This window comes from Paenibacillus sp. IHBB 10380, from assembly GCF_000949425.1.
Lineage (GTDB): Bacteria > Bacillota > Bacilli > Paenibacillales > Paenibacillaceae > Paenibacillus_AQ.
The window spans coordinates 1-24349 of record NZ_CP010976.1; the positions used below are offsets into that span (position 1 = coordinate 1).

Here is a 24349-nt window from a genome sequence, read left to right on the forward strand (position 1 = left end):
GATAAGACTTATGGAACAATAGATTCCATGAATATTTCCTCACTCGTTGTCAGTTTTGAAAGAGCAATCTTTCAAACATGTTATTTCTCTTTTAGAAATGACTTTGATCCTTGAAAACTAGATAACGAAACGAATTTGCGATTTAGAACATTCTTTTATATTTAACATTCAACTCATTATGAATTGAATGAAGTGTAAAGGTAGCTAGCGAATTTGATGTGATGATCGATCCTTTGGGAGTTCATTTCAACCTCTAATGGGTTTACTCAATAGATGAAATGAACGGACAAGAGAGCGGACAGCGCAACAAATGAGCGAAATGGTTAAGCTACTAAGAGCACACGGAGGATGCCTAGGCGCTAGGAGCCGATGAAGGACGTGGCGAACAACGAAACTGCCTCGGGAGCTGTAAGCAAGCTTTGATCCGGGGGTGTCCGAATGGGGAAACCCAGCTGTGGTAATTCGCAGTTACTCATTCCTGAATACATAGGGAATGTAGAGGCAGACCAGGGGAACTCATGAGGAAGAGAAAACAATAGTGATTCCGTCAGTAGCGGCGAGGAACGCGGAACAGCCCAAACCAAGGAGCTTGCTCTTTGGGGTTGTGGGACGTCTCACATGGAGTTAAAGGATTAGGTTAGGTGAAGAGGTCTGGAAAGGCCCGGCATAGAAGGTAAAAGCCCTGTAACCAAAAGTCTAATCCCTCCGAGACGGATCCCGAGTAGTGCGGGGCACGTGAAACCCCGTATGAATCTAGCAGGACCATCTGCTAAGGCTAAATACTACCTAGCGACCGGATAGTGAAACAGTACCGTGAGGGGAAAGGTGAAAAGCACCCCGGAAGGGGAGTGAAATAGAACCTGAAACCGTGGTGCTTACAAAAAGTCAGAGCCCTATTTATGGGTGATGGCGTGCCTTTTGTAGAATGAACCGGCGAGTTACGTTCCCGTGCAAGGTTAAGGTGAGAAGCCGGAGCCGCAGCGAAAGCGAGTCTGAATAGGGCGAATTTTAGTACGTGGACGTAGACCCGAAACCGAGTGATCTACCCCTGTCCAGGGTGAAGGTGCGGTAACACGCACTGGAGGCCCGAACCCACGCATGTTGAAAAATGCGGGGATGAGGTGGGGGTAGCGGAGAAATTCCAATCGAACTCGGAGATAGCTGGTTCTCCCCGAAATAGCTTTAGGGCTAGCCTCGGAAATAAGTCGTGGAGGTAGAGCACTGATTGGGTGCGGGCCGCAAGGGTTACCAAACTCAGTCAAACTCCGAATGCCATAGACTCGAATTCCGGGAGTCAGACAGTGAGTGCTAAGATCCATTGTCGAAAGGGAAACAGCCCAGACCATCAGCTAAGGTCCCCAAGTGTGTGTTAAGTGGGAAAGGATGTGGAGTTGCACAGACAACCAGGATGTTGGCTTAGAAGCAGCCATCATTGAAAGAGTGCGTAATAGCTCACTGGTCGAGTGACTCTGCGCCGAAAATGTAACGGGGCTAAACACGCCACCGAAGCTATGGCTTGATGCTTTGCATCAGGGGTAGGGGAGCGTTGTATGCAGGTTGAAGGTGTACCGTAAGGAGCGCTGGACAGCATACAAGTGAGAATGCCGGTATAAGTAACGAAAAGATCAGTGAGAATCTGATCCGCCGAAAGCCCAAGGTTTCCTGAGGAAGGCTCGTCCTCTCAGGGTAAGTCGGGACCTAACGCGAGGCCGAAAGGCGTAGTGGATGGACAACAGGTTGAAATTCCTGTACCACCGTAATCCGTTATGAGTAATGGGGTGACGCAGCAGGGTAGTGACGCGGACTGATGGAAGTGTCCGTCTAAGCAGTGAGGCTGATGTGTAGGCAAATCCGCACATCAATAAGGCTGGGCTGTGATGGGGAGCGAAAATTATAGTAGCGAAGGTCATGATCTCACACTGCCAAGAAAAGCCTCTAACCAGGAGAAGGTGCCCGTACCGCAAACCGACACAGGTAGGCGAGAAGAGTATTCTAAGGCGCGCGGAAGAACTCTCGTTAAGGAACTCGGCAAAATGACCCCGTAACTTCGGGAGAAGGGGTGCCCCGGTAGTGTGAATAGCACGAGGGGCCGCAGTGAAAAGGCCCAAGCGACTGTTTAGCAAAAACACAGGTCTGTGCGAAGCCGCAAGGCGAAGTATACGGGCTGACGCCTGCCCGGTGCTGGAAGGTTAAGGGGAGTGGTTAGGGGTAACCCGAAGCTATGAACCGAAGCCCCAGTAAACGGCGGCCGTAACTATAACGGTCCTAAGGTAGCGAAATTCCTTGTCAGGTAAATTCTGACCCGCACGAATGGCGTAACGACTTGGGCGCTGTCTCAACGAGAGATCCGGTGAAATTTTAATACCTGTGAAGATGCAGGTTACCCGCGACAAGACGGAAAGACCCCATGGAGCTTTACTGCAGCTTGATATTGGATTTGGGTACGATCTGTACAGGATAGGTGGGAGCCTAAGAAGTAGGAGCGCAAGCTTCTATCGAGGCGCCGTTGGGATACCACCCTGATCGTATCTAGGTTCTAACCTAGGACCGTAAACCGGTTCGGGGACAGTGTCAGGTGGGCAGTTTGACTGGGGCGGTCGCCTCCTAAAGAGTAACGGAGGCGCCCCAAGGTTCCCTCAGAATGGTTGGAAATCATTCGAAGAGTGCAAAGGCAGAAGGGAGCTTGACTGCGAGACCTACAAGTCGAGCAGGGACGAAAGTCGGGCTTAGTGATCCGGTGGTACCGCATGGAAGGGCCATCGCTCAACGGATAAAAGCTACCCTGGGGATAACAGGCTTATCTCCCCAAGAGTCCACATCGACGGGGAGGTTTGGCACCTCGATGTCGGCTCATCGCATCCTGGGGCTGAAGTAGGTCCCAAGGGTTGGGCTGTTCGCCCATTAAAGCGGTACGCGAGCTGGGTTCAGAACGTCGTGAGACAGTTCGGTCCCTATCTGTCGTGGGCGCAGGAAATTTGAGAGGAGCTGTCCTTAGTACGAGAGGACCGGGATGGACGCACCTCTGGTGTACCAGTTGTTCCGCCAGGAGCATAGCTGGGTAGCTACGTGCGGACGGGATAAACGCTGAAAGCATCTAAGCGTGAAGCCCCCCTCAAGATGAGATTTCCCAATTAGTAAGACCCCTTGAAGACGACGAGGTAGATAGGTTGGAGGTGGAAGTGCAGTAATGCATGGAGCTGACCAATACTAATCGGTCGAGGGCTTATCCTAAAAGTTTCATGAAGTGAAACTACTTCGGAAGCATATGCTGTTTTAACATTGCAAATTCGTTTCGTATCTAGTTTTCAAGGATTAAACCTTGTACTGATTTTATGTTGCATGCTCTTTATAGGGTTGGATATTTTGTTGAAGTATTAACAAAGTAGATAAGCAACACAAAAATCCTGTTTGGTGGCGATAGCGGAGGGGTTCCACACGTACCCATCCCGAACACGACCGTTAAGCCCTCCAGCGCCGATGGTACTTGGACCGCAGGGTCCTGGGAGAGTAGGACGTCGCCAAGCAACTATGAGAACACTATCCATCATTGGGTAGTGTTTTTTTGGCTTTTTATTGAAGGAAAAGAAATTTAGCATACAGGTACTGGCAGATGAGTTGTTATTTTGTACATTAAAGGGAACTTCGATATACTTTATTAAAGTGAGAAGAAGTCCGTTATGACCAATAATAATAAAGCATTAGATATAATGTTATATATTTTATGAACGTAAAAAATGGATAGAGTTGTCAGAAAACATCTGACTCTCTATCCATTTTTCTTTTTGTTATAATTACATTTTGACTTGGAGATGCTCGAAGAGATTATAGTTTTAGACGGTCACACTTTTCAGCTACTGTGTCTGCAAGCAGAACGTGGAGACTCCCCCAGCGTTAGCATTTTTGGGACTGAATTATCATATCCCGTCGTATTATGAGGTTAGCTAGTTTTTACTGGTTGAGGTCTAGTCTCGTATCACGTGCAATGCTGTGGAACTGCAAGCAGATGTCATAGTGGTTACGGGCAACCATACAATCAGAGAGGATGAGAATATGATGAATCCAGTCATTGGTCTTGATATTTCAAGAGGTCAAAGCGAAGGTCAAGCATTCTTAAATAAAGGCAACCTTACGGTAAAAGCCCTCCTTTCTTCACACATAGGAAGGCTAGAGGAGTTATTCAACATGGTGCAGACTTTTGATTTTCGTTCCCTATTGGGAACTACTTATGGGAGTTGAAGAGAACTATCAGCCAATAAATTGCATTAATATCTGATTGAACTTGTCGCGTTCTTCCCAGAAAGTACCATGACCGCTATATTGAAATGGAACAAGTTGTGAATTTTTAATTAGCTTATTTGTTTCCTGAGCATTGGTAAAGGGAACGATTTTATCATGGATGCCATGAATAATTAATGTAGGTACAAATATTTTGCTAAGATCATTGTACACATTCTCATCTCTTAGTGTAGTCATGACTGCCGCAGTCGACCAACCAGCTGCTTGTAATCCCATTTGAAAGAACCAGTCTGAGAAAGGCTCCGTAATATGCTGAAAGAAAAAGAGATCCGTTACTCCCTCCAACATTTTTGGCCGATCATTTAGTGTTCCTGTAATGAAATTATTTGCTATTTCTTCTGGAACACTAGTCGGAGATGCAGCGCCTATAAGGACAAGCTTGGATACTCCATAACCTTGATATCGAGCCATATATCGAATCGAGATTCCTCCTCCTGTGGAGTGCCCTGCTAGTGTGAAGTTTTTTAACTGTAATGCCTCTATTACTGCACGGATATCATCTGCCAATCTGTCAAAATTGTAGCCACTAAATGGTTTATCAGAGTTACCGTAACCCCTCCAGTCAATGCCTATACATCGGTACCCCATTGCTGGAAGAATATTAAATTGATATTCAAACTGCTTATGGTTTAAAGGCCAACCATGTATAAATAGTATTGTTTTACTCCCCTCTGGGTTCACATCCTCTACATATATTTTCACACCTCGTTCTACAGTAACAAAGTATCCCATGCTGTTTCCTCCGTCTAATTAAAATGGCTTTAACAATAGGATACTCATCTAAGGCAATATAGGTGAATGTCTATTCTTTATTGTTTAGTTTGTTTGTACGTTCCGAGGTAACGTTTGTATACTTATATAGCTATCCAATTGAACTTACTGTATTTGGATGAATGCCTTTACCTATATCTAAAAGAGCAAAGAGAAGATGGTGTTGTGTTTTTTGGAAAGAGCATTATGATTAGAAGCTTGGTCAAGACAATACTCTTTCATTAAAATGGTGAATACGGGAGCTATTAATACTGCGTAAAAGACATTCCTCTGAATGTAGCCTAACGGGATATAGTAATGAGTAGTCAATAATGGTCATTTAGAAAATATTGTAACTTGTAGTTACTTAACAAACGTGATATATTATTTATCCGGCCATTAAACGTCGGTCAACACGAACCAGAAAGCTTAACAATCACATGAAAATGACATTGAAAATAAAGCTTGCATTACTGAGTCGGACATGATAAGATATAGTAGTTGTCGCCGAGAACAACTGGTGATGACGAGAGAGAAATTGATCTTTGAAAACTGAACAACGAGTGAGTAAGGATTTCACGAAAGTGAAGTCAAAACAAATGAGAAATCATTTGGTAGAGAATGAAAATTCTCGCCAGTTTGTTTCAAAATGAGCATATCGCTCTTTTCATTCGATGAATGTCCGGTCGCTGCAAAGTTGATCTGACATTCATCTCTATTGGAGAGTTTGATCCTGGCTCAGGACGAACGCTGGCGGCGTGCCTAATACATGCAAGTCGAGCGGAGTTGATGGAGTGCTTGCACTCCTGATACTCAGCGGCGGACGGGTGAGTAACACGTAGGTAACCTGCCTGTGAGACTGGGATAACTACCGGAAACGGTAGCTAATACCGGATAATACATTTTCTCTCCTGAGGAGATGTTGAAAGGCGGAGCAATCTGTCACTTACAGATGGACCTGCGGCGCATTAGCTTGTTGGTGAGGTAACGGCTCACCAAGGCGACGATGCGTAGCCGACCTGAGAGGGTGAACGGCCACACTGGGACTGAGACACGGCCCAGACTCCTACGGGAGGCAGCAGTAGGGAATCTTCCGCAATGGACGAAAGTCTGACGGAGCAACGCCGCGTGAGTGATGAAGGTTTTCGGATCGTAAAGCTCTGTTGCCAGGGAAGAAGATTCAGGAGAGTAACTGCTCCTGGAGTGACGGTACCTGAGAAGAAAGCCCCGGCTAACTACGTGCCAGCAGCCGCGGTAATACGTAGGGGGCAAGCGTTGTCCGGAATTATTGGGCGTAAAGCGCGCGCAGGCGGTCATTTAAGTCTGGTGTTTAATCCCGGGGCTCAACCCCGGGTCGCACTGGAAACTGGGTGACTTGAGTACAGAAGAGGAGAGTGGAATTCCACGTGTAGCGGTGAAATGCGTAGATATGTGGAGGAACACCAGTGGCGAAGGCGACTCTCTGGGCTGTAACTGACGCTGAGGCGCGAAAGCGTGGGGAGCAAACAGGATTAGATACCCTGGTAGTCCACGCCGTAAACGATGAGTGCTAGGTGTTAGGGGTTTCGATACCCTTGGTGCCGAAGTTAACACATTAAGCACTCCGCCTGGGGAGTACGGTCGCAAGACTGAAACTCAAAGGAATTGACGGGGACCCGCACAAGCAGTGGAGTATGTGGTTTAATTCGAAGCAACGCGAAGAACCTTACCAGGTCTTGACATCCCTCTGAATCCACTAGAGATAGTGGCGGCCTTCGGGACAGAGGAGACAGGTGGTGCATGGTTGTCGTCAGCTCGTGTCGTGAGATGTTGGGTTAAGTCCCGCAACGAGCGCAACCCTTATGCTTAGTTGCCAGCACATTATGGTGGGCACTCTAAACAGACTGCCGGTGACAAACCGGAGGAAGGTGGGGATGACGTCAAATCATCATGCCCCTTATGACCTGGGCTACACACGTACTACAATGGCCGGTACAACGGGCTGCGAAATCGCGAGATGGAGCCAATCCCACCAAAGCCGGTCTCAGTTCGGATTGCAGGCTGCAACCCGCCTGCATGAAGTCGGAATTGCTAGTAATCGCGGATCAGCATGCCGCGGTGAATACGTTCCCGGGTCTTGTACACACCGCCCGTCACACCACGAGAGTTTACAACACCCGAAGTCGGTGGGGTAACCCGCAAGGGAGCCAGCCGCCGAAGGTGGGGTAGATGATTGGGGTGAAGTCGTAACAAGGTAGCCGTATCGGAAGGTGCGGCTGGATCACCTCCTTTCTATGGAGAATCGTTTCCTGCAACGGAAACATTCATATAAGAGTCAAGATAAGACTTATGGAACAATAGATTCCATGAATATTTCCTCACTCGTTGTCAGTTTTGAAAGAGCAATCTTTCAAACATGTTATTTCTCTTTTAGAAATGACTTTGATCCTTGAAAACTAGATAACGAAACGAATTTGCGATTTAGAACATTCTTTTATATTTAACATTCAACTCATTATGAATTGAATGAAGTGTAAAGGTAGCTAGCGAATTTGATGTGATGATCGATCCTTTGGGAGTTCATTTCAACCTCTAATGGGTTTACTCAATAGATGAAATGAACGGACAAGAGAGCGGACAGCGCAACAAATGAGCGAAATGGTTAAGCTACTAAGAGCACACGGAGGATGCCTAGGCGCTAGGAGCCGATGAAGGACGTGGCGAACAACGAAACTGCCTCGGGGAGCTGTAAGCAAGCTTTGATCCGGGGGTGTCCGAATGGGGAAACCCAGCTGTGGTAATTCGCAGTTACTCATTCCTGAATACATAGGGAATGTAGAGGCAGACCAGGGGAACTGAAACATCTAAGTACCCTGAGGAAGAGAAAACAATAGTGATTCCGTCAGTAGCGGCGAGCGAACGCGGAACAGCCCAAACCAAGGAGCTTGCTCTTTGGGGTTGTGGGACGTCTCACATGGAGTTACAAAGGATTAGGTTAGGTGAAGAGGTCTGGAAAGGCCCGGCATAGAAGGTAAAAGCCCTGTAACCAAAAGTCTAATCCCTCCGAGACGGATCCCGAGTAGTGCGGGGCACGTGAAACCCCGTATGAATCTAGCAGGACCATCTGCTAAGGCTAAATACTACCTAGCGACCGATAGTGAAACAGTACCGTGAGGGAAAGGTGAAAAGCACCCCGGAAGGGGAGTGAAATAGAACCTGAAACCGTGTGCTTACAAAAAGTCAGAGCCCTATTTATGGGTGATGGCGTGCCTTTTGTAGAATGAACCGGCGAGTTACGTTCCCGTGCAAGGTTAAGGTGAGAAGCCGGAGCCGCAGCGAAAGCGAGTCTGAATAGGGCGAATTTTAGTACGTGGACGTAGACCCGAAACCGAGTGATCTACCCCTGTCCAGGGTGAAGGTGCGGTAACACGCACTGGAGGCCCGAACCCACGCATGTTGAAAAATGCGGGGATGAGGTGGGGGTAGCGGAGAAATTCCAATCGAACTCGGAGATAGCTGGTTCTCCCCGAAATAGCTTTAGGGCTAGCCTCGGAAATAAGTCGTGGAGGTAGAGCACTGATTGGGTGCGGGGCCCGCAAGGGTTACCAAACTCAGTCAAACTCCGAATGCCATAGACTCGAATTCCGGGAGTCAGACAGTGAGTGCTAAGATCCATTGTCGAAAGGGAAACAGCCCAGACCATCAGCTAAGGTCCCCAAGTGTGTGTTAAGTGGGAAAGGATGTGGAGTTGCACAGACAACCAGGATGTTGGCTTAGAAGCAGCCATCATTGAAAGAGTGCGTAATAGCTCACTGGTCGAGTGACTCTGCGCCGAAAATGTAACGGGGCTAAACACGCCACCGAAGCTATGGCTTGATGCTTTGCATCAGGGGTAGGGGAGCGTTGTATGCAGGTTGAAGGTGTACCGTAAGGAGCGCTGGACAGCATACAAGTGAGAATGCCGGTATAAGTAACGAAAAGATCAGTGAGAATCTGATCCGCCGAAAGCCCAAGGTTTCCTGAGGAAGGCTCGTCCTCTCAGGGTAAGTCGGGACCTAACGCGAGGCCGAAAGGCGTAGTGGATGGACAACAGGTTGAAATTCCTGTACCACCGTAATCCGTTATGAGTAATGGGGTGACGCAGCAGGGTAGTGACGCGGACTGATGGAAGTGTCCGTCTAAGCAGTGAGGCTGATGTGTAGGCAAATCCGCACATCAATAAGGCTGGGCTGTGATGGGGAGCGAAAATTATAGTAGCGAAGGTCATGATCTCACACTGCCAAGAAAAGCCTCTAACCAGGAGAAGGTGCCCGTACCGCAAACCGACACAGGTAGGCGAGAAGAGTATTCTAAGGCGCGCGGAAGAACTCTCGTTAAGGAACTCGGCAAAATGACCCCGTAACTTCGGGAGAAGGGGTGCCCCGGTAGTGTGAATAGCACGAGGGGGCCGCAGTGAAAAGGCCCAAGCGACTGTTTAGCAAAAACACAGGTCTGTGCGAAGCCGCAAGGCGAAGTATACGGGCTGACGCCTGCCCGGTGCTGGAAGGTTAAGGGGAGTGGTTAGGGGTAACCCGAAGCTATGAACCGAAGCCCCAGTAAACGGCGGCCGTAACTATAACGGTCCTAAGGTAGCGAAATTCCTTGTCAGGTAAATTCTGACCCGCACGAATGGCGTAACGACTTGGGCGCTGTCTCAACGAGAGATCCGGTGAAATTTTAATACCTGTGAAGATGCAGGTTACCCGCGACAAGACGGAAAGACCCCATGGAGCTTTACTGCAGCTTGATATTGGATTTGGGTACGATCTGTACAGGATAGGTGGGAGCCTAAGAAGTAGGAGCGCAAGCTTCTATCGAGGCGCCGTTGGGATACCACCCTGATCGTATCTAGGTTCTAACCTAGGACCGTAAACCGGTTCGGGGACAGTGTCAGGTGGGCAGTTTGACTGGGGCGGTCGCCTCCTAAAGAGTAACGGAGGCGCCCCAAGGTTCCCTCAGAATGGTTGGAAATCATTCGAAGAGTGCAAAGGCAGAAGGGAGCTTGACTGCGAGACCTACAAGTCGAGCAGGGACGAAAGTCGGGCTTAGTGATCCGGTGGTACCGCATGGAAGGGCCATCGCTCAACGGATAAAAGCTACCCTGGGGATAACAGGCTTATCTCCCCCAAGAGTCCACATCGACGGGGAGGTTTGGCACCTCGATGTCGGCTCATCGCATCCTGGGGCTGAAGTAGGTCCCAAGGGTTGGGCTGTTCGCCCATTAAAGCGGTACGCGAGCTGGGTTCAGAACGTCGTGAGACAGTTCGGTCCCTATCTGTCGTGGGCGCAGGAAATTTGAGAGGAGCTGTCCTTAGTACGAGAGGACCGGGATGGACGCACCTCTGGTGTACCAGTTGTTCCGCCAGGAGCATAGCTGGGTAGCTACGTGCGGACGGGATAAACGCTGAAAGCATCTAAGCGTGAAGCCCCCCTCAAGATGAGATTTCCCAATTAGTAAGACCCCTTGAAGACGACGAGGTAGATAGGTTGGAGGTGGAAGTGCAGTAATGCATGGAGCTGACCAATACTAATCGGTCGAGGGCTTATCCTAAAAGTTTCATGAAGTGAAACTACTTCGGAAGCATATGCTGTTTTAACATTGCAAATTCATTTCGTATCTAGTTTTCAAGGATTAAACCTTGTAAATACCGTTTGGTGGCGATAGCGGAGGGGTTCCACACGTACCCATCCCGAACACGACCGTTAAGCCCTCCAGCGCCGATGGTACTTGGACCGCAGGGTCCTGGGAGAGTAGGACGTCGCCAAGCAACTATGAGAACACTATCCATCATTGGGTAGTGTTTTTTTGGCTTTTTATAGAAGGAAATGAAATTTAGCATAATCATTTTAATGCTTTAGAACGCGATAGGTTGGACACTTCTTGGCAGGAGCAGTATATTAAATGTTGTAATATAGGCTGTTGGGAAGGACATGAGATTAGTTCTTGATTTGGATGCTTATAGACCTTTTGTTAAGCTGGAGGCGTTAGTTTGCATAGGGGACTAAATGGGGATTATGCTTGTGGTAACGATAGCTTTTTGTGCAAGTCGTTATGGGCTAGTCTTTTATTGGATGGGGTATAATGAACAATAGGTTGAGGAGCTATTAAAGAAATAGGAGAGAAGTAGACACATGGGAAATATATGGACAGAGGAACATCTCATTTATTCTAATGAAATTGATTATAAGGCCAATTGTCGATTATCTAATTTGTTAAGTCTGATGCAGCGAGCTGCTGATGGTGATGTGGAGCATATGGGGGGAACACGAGACCAAATGGTCGCCCATCATTTGGGCTGGATGCTGACAACGATTGATTTAGCATGTGAACGGATGCCTATTTTTAATGAAACTCTAAAAATTACGACATGGAATAAAGGAACGAAGGGCCCGTTATGGTTAAGGGACTTTAGGATATTTGATGAGAATAACCAAGAAATCGCCAAGGCATGCACATTGTGGGCTCTTGTGGATATTGATAAGCGCAAGGTGCTGAGACCATCAGCATATCCATTTAATATAAATTCTAACCATGAAGACTCTGTTGGACCTGTTCCTGACAAATTGAATATCTCGGATGAAGTGGAACTATATCATTCATACTCTATAACTGTACGTTACAGTGGCATTGATAGTAATGGGCATTTGAATAACTCTCGATATGCTGACTTATGTATGGATACATTGACGCAGTCTGAGCTGGATACCCTATCTATATTGGGTTTTCATATTACTTATTATCATGAAGTAAAGAGTGCGGAGCAGATTCAAGTTCTTCGATCTGATCATCTGGAGGGTTATATTTATTTCAGAGGACAATCTTTGGAGGATGAACGTTACTTTGAAGCTTGTTTACATGTGGGATGATATACGGACGTAATTAGCATAGCTTATGGATTGGATGGGTATGTTAATGGGAGGGGTGATATCATGCCATTTCATAAACCATTGAAAATAAATAACCAGCAGAACAAATCAAGTATTAAAGAAGAAGCGATAACGCTACACCCGGAGAAGGCCGCGAAGTATCCACCAAGCTTAAACAATATTCCTAAACAGAATTCTTAATGTTAATATAAACAGCCCAATACTTTATGGTATTGGGCTGTTTATATTTTTGGAAGGGATGTATTCAGTGATATACTAGATCTACAAGAAAGGAGCGAGTCATGAAATCTTTAATATTAGCAGAAAAGCCTTCCGTCGCAAGAGAGATCGCACGGGTAATGGGTAGTAGAGAGAAGCATAAGGGGTATTTTGAAGGACCTAAATATGTAGTTACTTGGGCGTTAGGACATTTGGTTGGCCTTGCAGAGCCTGAGGATTATGATCATAAATATGGAACATGGAATTTAGAGGATCTACCTATTCTTCCGGAGTCGATGAAACTAAAGGTACTCCGTGAGACAAGTCAACAATTCAAGGTGGTTCAACAGCAGCTTCGACGTCAAGATGTGACTGCTCTCATAGTAGCGACTGATGCGGCTCGGGAAGGTGAGTTGTTAGCTCGTTGGATTATTCATATGGTGAAGTGGAACAAGCCGTTCCAAAGACTGTGGATATCCTCACAGACGGACAAAGCGATTAAGGAAGGATTTGCATCCTTACGTCCTGGACATGAGTTTGATCGTTTATATCAGTCAGCCCGTTGCCGTGCAGAAGCCGATTGGATGATTGGACTGAATATAACGCGGGCTTTGACTTGTAAATTTGGCGCCCCACTGTCTGCTGGTCGAGTGCAGACCCCTTCGTTAGGGATGATTATGGATCGTGAGAAGGAAATTATCAATTTCAGATCAGAAGAATACGATACGTTATCGATTGATTGTGGAAGTTTCACGGCAACGTGGAGAGGTACGAATGGTGATGCTCGGATGTTTGATCGGCAGCAGGCCCCGGCAATGCAGAAGCAACTCCAAGGTAAGCCTGGTTCTATTGTTAGGGTGAAGAAATCAGAAAAGGTGGAGCCACATTCACTGGCCTATGATTTAACAGAACTTCAACGTGATGCTAACAAAAAGTATGGCTTCTCAGCGAAACAGACTTCTAATGTACTTCAACGTTTATATGAACAACATAAAGTAGTCACTTATCCGAGAACGGATAGCCGTTATTTAACCTCTGATATGACAGATACGTTAAAGGAACGATTAGAAAGCATTGCTGTAGGCCCGTATGCGACATTGGCTCGTCCACTGCTGCGTAAGAATCTACCAATTACAAAGCGAATTGTGGATGACAGTAAAGTAAGCGATCATCATGCCATCATTCCTACAGAAGAGACACTACTATTGAATAAGCTTAATACAGAGGAACGTAAACTATATGATCTCATCGCGCGTCGGTTTATCAGTTTATTTTATCCTCCAGCTCGTTATGATGATGTTGCGGTAACGGTTAAAGTGGAGAATGAGTCTTTTCATGTTAAAGGGACGACGGTTAAGGCGATCGGTTGGCGTGAAGTGTATGGTGGTGAGATGGGGGACGAGGCAGATGAAGAGGTTGCGGATAACCACGAGAACCGTGCCGTTCTACCAGAGTTACACGAAGGGGATCATGTAACCATACAACGGACCAGCGTTCGTTCTGGACGTACGCTTCCTCCGAAGAGATATAACGAAGCTGCGTTACTCTCACAAATGGAGAAGCATGGGTTGGGTACACCAGCCACTCGTGCTGACATTATTGAGAAATTAGTTTCCTCGGATACCATTGAACGACAAGGGAACGCATTGCATCCCACAGGGAAGGGGAAGCAACTGATTGAGTTAGTATCACCACAGCTACGTACACCGGAATTGACGGCTAAATGGGAAGCGGAGCTTGAGAAAATTGCAAGGGGTCAAGGAAGTCCAGAGCCATTTTTGCAAGGAATACGAAGTATGTCTAAAGAATTAGTGTTAGGAGTTAAAGGAAGCTCGGCTGAATATAAGCCCCATAATGTATCGAACAGTCATTGTCCAGATTGTAATACACGTTTATTGGAGAAAAAAAGCAAGCGAGGTACGATGTTAATCTGTCCGAATCAAGATTGTGAATATCGCCGATCTGATGATAAAAAGTTATCCAATCGTCGTTGTCCACAGTGCCATAAAAAAATGGAAATGAAGGATGGTAAGGCTGGTCTGTATGTTCAGTGTCTGTCATGTGGAATTACCGAGACGGTCAACAAAGATAATAAACACATCAACAAACGTGAAGAACGCAAGCTAGTCCAGAAATATACACAGCAAGAGACAGTGGGTTCTAATCTAGGTGAACTGCTGAAAGCAGCCATGGAGCAGAAGAATAAGGGCTGATTTTAAGAAAAATTGATGGAGTGGGTATTATTGTGTCCTATGATTGATCGTTCTATAATGGAAGTGTGACATAAGGCAAGAAATAAGGGAGTGAACATTCAGCGGATGAGAACTGCACTGTGGATATGGTTTATTTTTATCAACATGGTAGGATATCTAGTCATGTCTGAAGATAAGAAGCGTGCTCAGAGGCGGCGTGACCGAGTTCCTGAGAAAACACTGTTTCTATTAGCTGCCATGGGTGGTTCATTAGGTGTAATGATCGCAATGTACCGTAAGCGACACAAGACGAGGCATCTTAGTTTTAGATTTGGAATACCAGCGCTACTCTTTGTGAATGCTGTGCTGTATGGATATTTTATGATGTAGAATGAACTAAACTAAAGATCAGTATAGCTAAATGAAAGAGGTGGAGCATCATGTTATTTTCTAATATTTTATTAGCTTACGATGGTTCTAAGGCTTCTAATAAGGCTTTTGATCGTGCAATCGAGTTAGTACAAGCAACTCCAGATGCAACGTTAACGGTTATTCATGCTTTTGATTTTCCACGTATATTTATTGGTGAAGGACTAGCTCCAATTCCAGCTTCTGTGAATAAGGAGTATTACGATCTTGCCGAGCAGACAGTGGAAGAAGTCAAGAAACGTCTGGTTGAAGCGGGTGTTAACGGGGATGCGCAATTAGTACAAGGTTCTCCTTCACAAATTATTCTGGAATATGCCAAAGAGAAAGGTTCAGATATTATCGTTATTGGGAGCCGGGGGCTTGGGGGTATCCGAGAATTTGTACTTGGCAGTGTAAGTCATAATGTCGTTCAAAATGCTAGAATTCCCGTACTAGTCGTAAAATAAAAATAATGTATATCAATAGCCAGTCATCTGTTGTTTCAGGATGAGCTGGCTATATTTATTTCATTTTACGCTAAAAGCGAACGTTATTTTTATATATTATATAAATGTTCGGATTTGAGTTGACATAGGGTGAAAGGGATTGTTAAACTATAAGTATATTGTGAATGAGAAGTTATAAAATATGATGTAAATAAATCTCGTATAATGCCGGGAATACGGCCCGGACGTTTCTACCCGAATACCGTAAATTTTCGGACTACGAGGGAATACTGATGGAGCCATGATGCTTTGGGAATAAAGCAATGGCATTCTATGCCTGAGATTTGTCATTTTTTATCAATGAATGTCAAATCTCAGTGTATTCCTTTCTAGGTCCGGTGTCCTGAAAATAGAAGTATTTTCTTGGGGTTCCGGATTTTTCGAGTTTAATGATAAGTAGTGATTCACAGGAGAGTGGGTTGAAGCATGTTACCAGAGGTTGCTGTCATTATGGGAAGTAAATCAGATTGGGAGACCATGAAGCATGCATGTGAAATGCTAGATGTACTCCAGATCCCTTATGAGAAAAAAGTCGTATCAGCTCATCGTACACCCGATCTTATGTTCACTTTTGCAGAAGAAGCTGCTGGGCGTGGAATTAAGGTTATCATTGCTGGAGCAGGAGGGGCGGCTCATTTACCTGGAATGGTGGCTGCTAAGACCCTATTGCCCGTGATCGGTGTTCCAGTTCAATCAAAAGCGCTGAATGGTCTAGATTCTCTGTTATCTATTGTACAAATGCCGGGTGGCATACCTGTAGCTACTGTGGCGATTGGTAATGCTGGGGCAACGAATGCAGGTCTACTCGCTGCTCAAATCATCGGTGCCTTCAATCCTGAAGTACATTCAAGAGTACAAGCAAGGCGAGATACGATCCGTGATGAAGTGCTGGAAAGCAGTGATAACCTATGAACACAGGTAGACAAATAGGAGACAAATCTGTAGCAGGCCATAGAACAGTGCTACCTGGAGATACAATTGGTATTCTTGGAGGCGGGCAATTAGGACGTATGATGGCGTTGGCTGGAACGGCGATGGGCTATCGATTCGTGACATTAGACCCGACACCTGATGCACCAAGTAGTCACACGGCTCATCAGATTATTGCGGAGTACCATAATATAGAGGCTGCGAGAGAGTTAGCAAAGAAATCAGATGTTATCACATATGAATTCGAGAATGTGGATGCAGGTGTGGCTTCTGTATTAGAGGAAGAGTCGTATGTTCCACAAGGAAGTCAATTACTCTATACAACACAGCACAGAATTCGTGAGAAGCAAGCCATTGAGAAAGCAGGAGTGCCAGTCGCACCTTATCGAGTCATTGAGGGACTGGATAGCTTGAAGCAAGCGGTTGAAGAGCTAGGGTTACCTTGTGTTCTAAAGACGGCTACAGGTGGTTATGATGGCAAGGGACAATTCGTAATCCGTCATGCGGAACAATTGGATGAAGCTTTTACGGAACTAACGGCTTCGGGGAAAGAGTTAGTACTTGAACAGTTCATATCTTTTCAGTGTGAAATATCTGTGATTACAGCGCGCAGCCCGCAAGGTGAAGTGAAGAGTTTCCCTGTATCTGAGAATATTCATGTGAACAACATACTGCATCTTTCGATTGTGCCTGCACGGGTAACGGAGCAAGTACAACGAGAAGCACGTCGACTTGCAGAAAGACTTGCGACAAGTATGAATACAGTTGGGCTTCTTGCTGTAGAACTGTTCGTAACGGAAGAGGGTAAGCTGTATGTCAATGAGCTAGCCCCTCGTCCACACAACTCCGCACACTACACGATGGAGGCTTGTGTGACATCCCAGTTCGAACAGCATGTTCGCGCCATCTGTAATTTAGAGCTTCAAGATACGGATCTGCTTAGCCCAGTGGTCATGGTGAACGTATTGGGGCAGCATTTAGATGCAGTCGTTCAGAGAGCAGGAGAACATGATGAAATAGCTACAGAGCTTGGTGTGATTCCTAAGCTTCATTTATATGGAAAGAGTGAGAGCAAGACCAATCGCAAAATGGGCCATATTAACTTGTTATGTAAGGATGTACAAGAGGCTCTGGATTGGGTAGAACATACTAATATTTGGAGGTAGTGAATAAATTATGATCGAACGTTATAGCAGACCCGAAATGCGGGCCGTTTGGACCGAAGAGAATAAATTTAATTCTTGGCTAGAAGTAGAATTATGCGCTTGTGAGGCTTGGGCTGAGTTAGGGGTTATTCCTAAGGAAGATACCGTGTTACTCCGTCAAAATGCGAAATTTGATATAGATCGGATCTATGAAATTGAACAGGAAACACGCCATGATGTGATCGCCTTCACTCGTTCCGTATCAGAGAGTCTTGGACAAGAGCGGAAATGGGTACATTATGGTCTTACTTCGACAGATGTAGTCGATACGGCGCTAGGTTATGTCCTTCTTCAAGCTAATGAAATATTAGAGAAAGATATTCAGAACTTCATTGAAATTCTAAAAAACAAAGCCTTGGAGTACAAGGATACGCCTATGATGGGTCGTACTCATGGTGTACATGCTGAACCGACGACATTTGGACTCAAAATGGCTCTGTGGTACGAAGAGATGAAGCGCAACTTGGAACGTTTTCATCATGCAGCTAACGGTGTACAGTTCGGTAAAATTTCAGGTGCAGTTGGCACTTATGCGAATATCGATCCTTTTGTAGAAGAATTCGTATGTAACAAGTTGGGAACAACTGCGGCACCGATCTCTACGCAGACGCTGCAACGTGATCGTCATGCTGAATATATGGCAACTCTAGCTCTGATCGCTACATCCTTGGACAAGTTCGCTACTGAAATACGTGCTTTGCAGAAGAGTGAAGTACGTGAAGTAGAAGAAGCGTTTGCTAAAGGGCAAAAAGGTTCGTCTGCTATGCCACATAAACGGAATCCTATCGGATGCGAGAACATCTCGGGTCTGTCCCGCGTCATTCGTGGTCATATGGTAACGGCATATGAAGATGTTACTTTGTGGCATGAGCGTGATATTTCACACTCTTCCGTAGAACGCATCATTCTTCCAGATGCGACGATGCTGCTGAACTACATGTTGAACCGTTTCGGTAATATCGTGAAGAACTTAACTGTTTTTCCAGAGAATATGAAGCGCAATATGGCTCGTACCTTCGGAGTTCCTTTCTCAGGACGTGTCATGACCAAGCTGATTGATAAAGGCTTCAGTCGTGAGCAAGCTTATGATACGGTTCAACCACGTGCGATGCAAGCATGGGAAGAGCAACGTCAGTTCCGAGATATTGTAGAGGAGACGCCAGAAATTACTGAGGCGCTTAGCCCTGCTGAAATCGAGGATGCATTCAATCCAAGCTGGCACTTGAAGCACGTAGATACGATTTTTAATAAATTGGGTCTGAAATAAACATAGAAATTTATTGGACTGAGGAGGATGGACATGACATCAACGGCTATAGCAACTGCCGTGGAGCTTGTCAACGCGCCACTGCTATACAAGGGCAAGGTTAGAGAGTTGTATGATCTAGGAGAGTATGTACTAATCGTCGTAACAGACCGTATTTCTGCTTTTGATTATGTGCTTGACCCACCCGTGCCTAATAAGGGGAATGTATTGAATCGTCTAAGTGCTTTCTGGTTCGAGCAGACTTGTGACTTGATGGAGAATCATGTCGTCCATATAGATGTTGAGCAACTTGGAGATATTGTTAAAGATAAGGAATTGTTAAAGAATCGAATTATGGTCGTCCGTAAGGCAGAGCGCGTTGATATTGAATGTGTTGTGCGTGGCTATATTACAGGAGGCGGTTGGCGTCAGTACCAGCAATCGGGGGAAGTGAACGGGATTCCCCTTCCAGCAGGTATGCGTAAGAATGAAGCCTTCGTAGAACCTATATTCACACCAGCTGCTAAGAATGACATTGGTCATGATGAAGATATTTCACTGGCGAAGATGAAGGAATCGGTAGGAGAAGAGCTGACGTTGGAATTGCAGGAGAAGAGCTTGCAGTTATATAACTTTGCTCGAGCGTATTGCGCAGAACGAGGCATCATATTAGCAGATTGTAAATTTGAGTTTGGTATTTTGGATGGTCGAGTGATTCTTATAGATGAAATATTCACACCTGACTCTTCACGTTTTTGGGCAAAAGAGAAATATGAGCTCGATGTTGAGATCGATAGTATGGATAAGGAACCGGTACGTTCTTACCTTGCAACCTCTTCGTGGGATAAGAATAGTGTGCCTGATCCACTTCCACAAGAAGTTGTAGAAGAGACGACACGGCGTTATGTAGATATTTATTATAGATTAACCAATACAAATACTAATGATTCGCCATTCTGAGGAGGAACGAACAGACATGATTAAAGCAACCGTTTATGTCACCATCAAAAAGAGCGTACTTGACCCACAAGGGGTAGCCGTGCAGGGAGCACTTCATTCTATAGGATTTCAAGAAGTTGAAAGTCTTCGTATCGGTAAATACATGGAACTAAACCTAGATACGGATGATCGTGCTGAAGCAGAAATACGACTAAAGGCGATGTGCGAGAAGCTTTTGGCGAACACGGTAGTCGAGGATTACCGTTACGAATTGGAGGGCTGAACCCATGAAATTTGCTGTCATTGTGTTTCCGGGTTCTAACTGTGATATTGATTGCTATAAAGCGGTAGAGGATACAGTAGGAGAGTCCGTAGATTATGTATGGCACACAGCTACTGACCTATCAGCGTATGACTGTATTCTTATTCCGGGCGGCTTCTCTTATGGTGACTATTTACGATGTGGTGCCATTTCGCGGTTCGCTCCTGTCATGTCTGAGGTGGCTAAGGCTGCTGAACAGGGTAAGTTCATTCTTGGGATTTGTAATGGGTTCCAGATTCTAACGGAAGCGGGTCTTCTACCAGGCGCTTTACGCCGCAATATGTCGATGAAGTTCCGTTGTCATGATACAGTGCTTAAGGTGGTCAACAACGATACACCATTCACGCGCGAGTATAGTAAGGATGAGGAAATTACGATTCCAATCGCACATGGTGAAGGCAATTATTATTGTGATGAAGAGACGCTTGCGAAGATAAAAGCAAACAACCAAATTGTATTTACGTATAGCGATAACCCTAACGGATCCTTGGATGATATTGCAGGCATATGTAATGAGCGTGGCAATGTCATGGGTATGATGCCACATCCAGAACGGGCAGTTGACACATTGTTAGGTTCTGAAGATGGCAAACGCATGTTCACATCTATATTGAAGTCTTGGAGGGATTTACATGACGCAGCAGCAAATGTCCGTTAAAGAACCGACCGCAGACCAAATTGCGGAGCATCACATATATCAGCAAATGGGTGTATCGGATCGCGAATACGAGCTGATCTGTGGGTTCATGGGCCGTAAGCCCAATTATACGGAAATTGGCGTATTCAGCGTAATGTGGTCAGAGCATTGTGCATATAAGAACTCTAAGCCTCTGCTTCGTCGCTTCCCAACGACGGGACCTCGTGTTCTAATGGGTCCTGGTGAGGGTGCGGGTATTGTCGATATTGGTGATAATCAAGCTGTTGTATTTAAGATTGAAAGTCATAATCATCCTTCGGCTATCGAACCTTTCCAAGGTGCCGCAACAGGGGTAGGAGGAATCATCCGCGATATTTTCTCGATGGGTGCTAGACCGATTGCTGTATTAAATTCCTTGCGCTTCGGTAAGCTTGAGAGCGATCGTGTGAAATATTTGTTCGAACATGTGGTATCAGGTATCGCGGGTTATGGTAACTGTATCGGTATTCCTACGGTCGGTGGTGAAGTGGTCTTCGACGAAAGTTATGATGGGAATCCACTGGTGAATGCCATGTGTGTTGGCCTTATCGACCATGATAAAATTCAACGTGGCGTAGCTAAGGGGGTAGGTAACCCGGTGTTCTACGTTGGTCCTCCAACAGGACGCGATGGTATCCACGGGGCAACGTTTGCTTCGATTGAACTAAGTGAAGAGTCTGAAGCGAATCGGACTGCTGTTCAAGTAGGTGATCCATTCATGGAGAAGCTCGTTATGGAATCTTGTCTAGAGCTCATCGATAGTGGGATTGTAGTGGGTATTCAAGATATGGGTGCTGCGGGCTTAACTTGCTCCAGTGCGGAAATGGCTAGTAAGGCGGGCAATGGTCTAGAGTTGTACTTAGATCAGGTGCCACAGCGTGAAGAGGGGATGACCCCTTATGAAATGATGCTCTCTGAATCACAAGAACGGATGCTGTTCGTCGTTGAACCGCGTGATGAAGCACAAGCGCAGGAAATTTTTGATCGCTGGGGTGTTATTTGCACCAAGGTAGGTAAAGTGACTGATGATGGACGTTTGAAGCTGATTCACCACGGTGATGTCGTTGGAGATATGCCTGTTACTGCATTGGTGGACGAGTGTCCGGTATATGACAAACCTTCAACGGTTCCTGATTATTATAAGGATAGCGATAAAATAGATACCCTTCGTTATGAGGAAGTGACAGATCTTGGGGGTGCGCTTAAACAGGTGCTTGCATCTCCGAGTATAGCGAGTAAAGCATGGGTATATGACCAATACGATTATATGGTTCGGACAAGTACAGCCGTCCGTCCAGGTTCTGATGCAGCCGTTGTAACGATTCGTGGAACACGTAAAGGCCTAGCTATGACAACAGACTGTAATGGCCGATATGTATATTTGGACCCAGAAGTGGGCGGTAAGATTGCAGTGAGCGAAGCAGCCCGTAACATTGTGTGTTCAGGAGCTGAGCCACTAGCGATCACAGATAACTTGAACTTTGGTAGTCCTGATAAGCCGGAAATTTTCTGGCAAATGGAGCGTGCGGTGGACGGTTTAGCTGAAGCTTGCCGTGAGCTCAATACACCGGTTATCGGTGGGAATGTGAGTCTTTACAATGAGAATGCGAGTGGCGCTATTTATCCTACACCTGTTGTGGGCATGGTGGGTCTTGTACACGATCTTGATCACATTACGACTCAGGACTTTAAGCAAGAAGGCGATGTGATCGTACTATTGGGTGATACGATGGCTGAACTAGGCGGTAGTGAATTCCAAACTATTCTTCATGGTGTCGCTGAAGGTCGTCCGCCTGCACTTGATCTGGAGGTAGAGAAAAAGCTACTATCTGCTGTATTGGGAGCCATTCAAGGGGATCTTGTCCAGTCGGCACATGATTTGTCCGAAGGTGGACTAGCTGTGGCCCTTGCAGAGTCATGTATTAGTGGTGGAGTTGGAGCTAAGGTTAGTGTAGATACAGAGCTTCGCTCAGACGTAGCACTGTTCAGTGAGAGTCAATCTAGAATATTGTTATCTGCAACACAAGAAAAAGCAGAGCAATTGATCACATATATTAAGGGCTTCGGTGTTCCTGTGGTGAAACTAGGTACGGTAGTAGGAAGCGAGCTAGAGATAAATATCAATAAGGGTACTTCAGTAGTCAATGAATCCGTGGAGGCCTTGAAGCAGGTTTGGAAGGATGCGATTCCATGTCTCATGAAATAACGTCCGATACGATGATGGTGAATGCAGCCAAATTAGCATCCAAGATTCCCTCTCAGCTGTGGACAGGTGACTTTTACAACGAAGGTACGGGTAAGGACGATATTTTTGATACGTTAAAAGAAGAATGTGGCGTCTTCGGAGTGTTTGGTCATTCCGAGGCGACTTCGCTCTCCTATTATGGTCTACATGCTTTGCAGCATCGCGGAGAAGAAAGCTGCGGCATGTGTGTAGCTGATGGTAAGGATTTTAATTATCACCGTGGGATGGGACTGGTTAAAGAAGTATTCGATAAAGATACGATGGCTTCCTTAGTGGGGGATATGTCTATCGGACATGTGCGTTACTCTACAAGCGGAGATAGTCGTCTAGCCAATGCACAACCGCTCGTGTTCAAATATCGAGATGGCGATTTAGGGATTGCGACGAATGGTAATATCGTGAATGCGCCACAGATCCGGCGTGAGTTAGAGCAAATGGGCTCTATCTTTCAGACGACGAGTGACACTGAGGTTATTGCTCACTTGATCGCCCGTTCTCCTAAAGATGTTGTGGAAGCGGCTAAAGATGCGCTAGGCCGTATTGTGGGTGGGTACGCTTTTCTCATTATGACGAACGATAAATTACTTGTGGCTTCTGACCCGAATGGACTTCGTCCTATAACGATGGGCCGTCTAGGGGATGCTTATATATTTGCCTCTGAGACGTGTGCGTTAGAGACCATCGGAGCTGAGCTTATACGTGATATTCGACCAGGAGAGTTGCTTGTATTAGATGCAAATGGATTACGGGAAGATCGCTATACAGAACCGCAGCGGAAGGCGATATGTTCGATGGAATATATTTATTTTGCCCGTCCTGATAGTGATATCAATGGATCCAATCTGCATGCTGCACGCAAAAGAATGGGGAGTCAAATGGCGCTTGAGGCGTTCATTGATGCTGATATTGTAACTGGGGTACCAGATTCCAGCATTTCCGCAGCTATCGGGTATGCCGAGCAGACTGGCATTCCCTATGAGCTTGGGTTGATCAAGAACAAATATACAGGTCGTACATTTATTCAGCCCAGCCAAGAACTTCGAGAACAAGGTGTCAAAATGAAGCTTAGTGCTGTACGTCGTGTCGTTCAAGGTCAGCGTGTTGTCATGATTGATGATTCGATTGTACGCGGCACGACCTCACGCCGGATAGTCAATTTGTTACGTGAAGCAGGAGCTACAGAAGTGCATGTTAGAATTACCTCACCTCCATTCAAGAATCCGTGTTATTACGGCATTGATACACCTGATCGTAAAGAGCTGATTGCTTCTTACCGTACGGTTGAAGAAATATGTCGTGAAATTAACGCTGATTCTTTAGCATTCTTAAGTCCAGAGGGCCTAATCAGTGCTGTTGGCGGCGATAATGCTGGAGATGAGAATGGGGGCTTATGTCTCGCTTGTTTTACCAATGAATATCCAACGACGTTGGATTTCGATGGTGAGGAGAAGGGTGGCTGCGGCTGTTAATACACGTTAGAACAAGAGTGCTAACTGATTCAATACATTAATCGTTAATGCTATATAGAAA

At 45.9% G+C, this 24349-nt stretch carries 15 protein-coding genes, 5 rRNA genes and 1 riboswitch; of the genes, 19 read left to right on the forward strand and 1 reads right to left on the reverse strand.

Translation table 11 applies throughout. The annotated features are described in order from the left end of the window. Positions 1–321: 321 nt before the first annotated feature. The 3 genes from UB51_RS00005 (at position 322) to UB51_RS00015 (ending at position 4236) form a co-directional block, all read left to right on the forward strand. Positions 322–3231 (forward strand): 23S ribosomal RNA (locus UB51_RS00005). A gap of 176 nt (positions 3232–3407) precedes the next feature. Next, positions 3408–3524 (forward strand): 5S ribosomal RNA (gene rrf, locus UB51_RS00010). Between the two features lie 463 nt (positions 3525–3987). After that, positions 3988–4236: a hypothetical protein gene (locus UB51_RS00015; RefSeq protein ID WP_144406924.1), complete on the forward strand. Its 249-nt coding sequence runs from the start codon at positions 3988–3990 to the stop codon at positions 4234–4236. Between the two features lie 9 nt (positions 4237–4245). Here the strand turns inward: UB51_RS00015 and UB51_RS00020 are convergent, their stop codons facing one another. Continuing rightward, a complete protein-coding gene (locus tag UB51_RS00020) occupies positions 4246–5028 on the reverse strand; it encodes an alpha/beta fold hydrolase (protein WP_044875525.1) in 783 nt (260 codons plus the stop codon). Between the two features lie 733 nt (positions 5029–5761). On the opposite strand from UB51_RS00020, the gene UB51_RS00025 reads away from it, so the two are divergent. The 16 genes from UB51_RS00025 (at position 5762) to purF (ending at position 24288) form a co-directional block, all read left to right on the forward strand. Beyond that, positions 5762–7317, forward strand: a 16S ribosomal RNA gene (locus UB51_RS00025). A gap of 368 nt (positions 7318–7685) precedes the next feature. Continuing rightward, positions 7686–10615, forward strand: a 23S ribosomal RNA gene (locus tag UB51_RS00030). Positions 10616–10715: 100 nt separating this feature from the next. Beyond that, positions 10716–10832, forward strand: a 5S ribosomal RNA gene (gene rrf / locus UB51_RS00035). The 16S, 23S and 5S rRNA genes sit together here, the layout of an rRNA operon. A 364-nt stretch (positions 10833–11196) precedes the next feature. Beyond that, positions 11197–11931, forward strand: a complete 735-nt coding sequence (locus UB51_RS00040) for an acyl-[acyl-carrier-protein] thioesterase (RefSeq protein WP_044875526.1) — start codon at positions 11197–11199, stop codon at positions 11929–11931. A 63-nt stretch (positions 11932–11994) separates the two neighbouring features. Next, on the forward strand, positions 11995–12132 hold the full coding sequence (locus tag UB51_RS28425) for a hypothetical protein (RefSeq protein ID WP_199924974.1): 138 nt from the start codon (positions 11995–11997) through the stop codon (positions 12130–12132). A gap of 101 nt (positions 12133–12233) precedes the next feature. Continuing rightward, positions 12234–14363 carry a DNA topoisomerase III gene (locus UB51_RS00045; protein WP_044875527.1) on the forward strand — a complete coding sequence of 710 codons (2130 nt, stop codon included), beginning with the start codon at positions 12234–12236 and terminating at the stop codon, positions 14361–14363. Between the two features lie 105 nt (positions 14364–14468). Next, positions 14469–14732 (forward strand): DUF1294 domain-containing protein, encoded by a 264-nt coding sequence (locus tag UB51_RS00050; RefSeq protein ID WP_044875528.1) that lies wholly within the window; start codon positions 14469–14471, stop codon positions 14730–14732. A 50-nt stretch (positions 14733–14782) separates the two neighbouring features. Continuing rightward, positions 14783–15217: a universal stress protein gene (locus tag UB51_RS00055; RefSeq protein ID WP_044875529.1), complete on the forward strand. Its 435-nt coding sequence runs from the start codon at positions 14783–14785 to the stop codon at positions 15215–15217. A gap of 177 nt (positions 15218–15394) precedes the next feature. Beyond that, positions 15395–15496: riboswitch (purine riboswitch) on the forward strand. Positions 15497–15682: 186 nt separating this feature from the next. Beyond that, positions 15683–16168: a 5-(carboxyamino)imidazole ribonucleotide mutase gene (gene purE, locus UB51_RS00060; RefSeq protein ID WP_044875530.1), complete on the forward strand. Its 486-nt coding sequence runs from the start codon at positions 15683–15685 to the stop codon at positions 16166–16168. After that, on the forward strand, positions 16165–17352 hold the full coding sequence (gene purK, locus UB51_RS00065) for a 5-(carboxyamino)imidazole ribonucleotide synthase (RefSeq protein ID WP_044875531.1): 1188 nt from the start codon (positions 16165–16167) through the stop codon (positions 17350–17352). The genes purE and purK overlap by 4 nt, the downstream gene beginning before the upstream one ends. 10 nt (positions 17353–17362) lie before the next feature. After that, complete coding sequence (gene purB / locus UB51_RS00070) at positions 17363–18658, forward strand: adenylosuccinate lyase (protein ID WP_044875532.1); 1296 nt, start codon at positions 17363–17365, stop codon at positions 18656–18658. Positions 18659–18691: 33 nt separating this feature from the next. Beyond that, entirely contained in the window at positions 18692–19597 is a 906-nt protein-coding gene (locus tag UB51_RS00075) for a phosphoribosylaminoimidazolesuccinocarboxamide synthase (RefSeq protein ID WP_044875533.1), read from the forward strand. A 16-nt stretch (positions 19598–19613) separates the two neighbouring features. After that, complete coding sequence (gene purS / locus UB51_RS00080) at positions 19614–19859, forward strand: phosphoribosylformylglycinamidine synthase subunit PurS (RefSeq protein WP_044875534.1); 246 nt, start codon at positions 19614–19616, stop codon at positions 19857–19859. Positions 19860–19863: 4 nt separating this feature from the next. Beyond that, complete coding sequence (gene purQ / locus UB51_RS00085) at positions 19864–20556, forward strand: phosphoribosylformylglycinamidine synthase subunit PurQ (RefSeq protein ID WP_044875535.1); 693 nt, start codon at positions 19864–19866, stop codon at positions 20554–20556. Further along, positions 20531–22780, forward strand: a complete 2250-nt coding sequence (purL, locus tag UB51_RS00090; protein WP_044875536.1) for a phosphoribosylformylglycinamidine synthase subunit PurL — start codon at positions 20531–20533, stop codon at positions 22778–22780. The genes purQ and purL overlap by 26 nt, the downstream gene beginning before the upstream one ends. 14 nt (positions 22781–22794) lie before the next feature. After that, entirely contained in the window at positions 22795–24288 is a 1494-nt protein-coding gene (gene purF / locus UB51_RS00095; protein WP_044879788.1) for an amidophosphoribosyltransferase, read from the forward strand. The last annotated feature ends 61 nt before the right edge of the window (positions 24289–24349 follow it).

What these genes read in the sequence shown, in the direction of transcription:
- UB51_RS00020 (WP_044875525.1), bottom strand. Translation starts at nt 5,028, where the DNA reads ATGGGATACTTTGTTACTGTAGAACGAGGTGTGAAAATATATGTAGAG.
- UB51_RS00040 (WP_044875526.1), top strand. Translation starts at nt 11,197, where the DNA reads ATGGGAAATATATGGACAGAGGAACATCTCATTTATTCTAATGAAATT.
- UB51_RS28425 (WP_199924974.1), top strand. Translation starts at nt 11,995, where the DNA reads ATGCCATTTCATAAACCATTGAAAATAAATAACCAGCAGAACAAATCA.
- UB51_RS00045 (WP_044875527.1), top strand. Translation starts at nt 12,234, where the DNA reads ATGAAATCTTTAATATTAGCAGAAAAGCCTTCCGTCGCAAGAGAGATC.
- UB51_RS00050 (WP_044875528.1), top strand. Translation starts at nt 14,469, where the DNA reads ATGAGAACTGCACTGTGGATATGGTTTATTTTTATCAACATGGTAGGA.
- UB51_RS00055 (WP_044875529.1), top strand. Translation starts at nt 14,783, where the DNA reads ATGTTATTTTCTAATATTTTATTAGCTTACGATGGTTCTAAGGCTTCT.
- purE (WP_044875530.1), top strand. Translation starts at nt 15,683, where the DNA reads ATGTTACCAGAGGTTGCTGTCATTATGGGAAGTAAATCAGATTGGGAG.
- purK (WP_044875531.1), top strand. Translation starts at nt 16,165, where the DNA reads ATGAACACAGGTAGACAAATAGGAGACAAATCTGTAGCAGGCCATAGA.
- purB (WP_044875532.1), top strand. Translation starts at nt 17,363, where the DNA reads ATGATCGAACGTTATAGCAGACCCGAAATGCGGGCCGTTTGGACCGAA.
- UB51_RS00075 (WP_044875533.1), top strand. Translation starts at nt 18,692, where the DNA reads ATGACATCAACGGCTATAGCAACTGCCGTGGAGCTTGTCAACGCGCCA.
- purS (WP_044875534.1), top strand. Translation starts at nt 19,614, where the DNA reads ATGATTAAAGCAACCGTTTATGTCACCATCAAAAAGAGCGTACTTGAC.
- purQ (WP_044875535.1), top strand. Translation starts at nt 19,864, where the DNA reads ATGAAATTTGCTGTCATTGTGTTTCCGGGTTCTAACTGTGATATTGAT.
- purL (WP_044875536.1), top strand. Translation starts at nt 20,531, where the DNA reads ATGACGCAGCAGCAAATGTCCGTTAAAGAACCGACCGCAGACCAAATT.
- purF (WP_044879788.1), top strand. Translation starts at nt 22,795, where the DNA reads ATGGTGAATGCAGCCAAATTAGCATCCAAGATTCCCTCTCAGCTGTGG.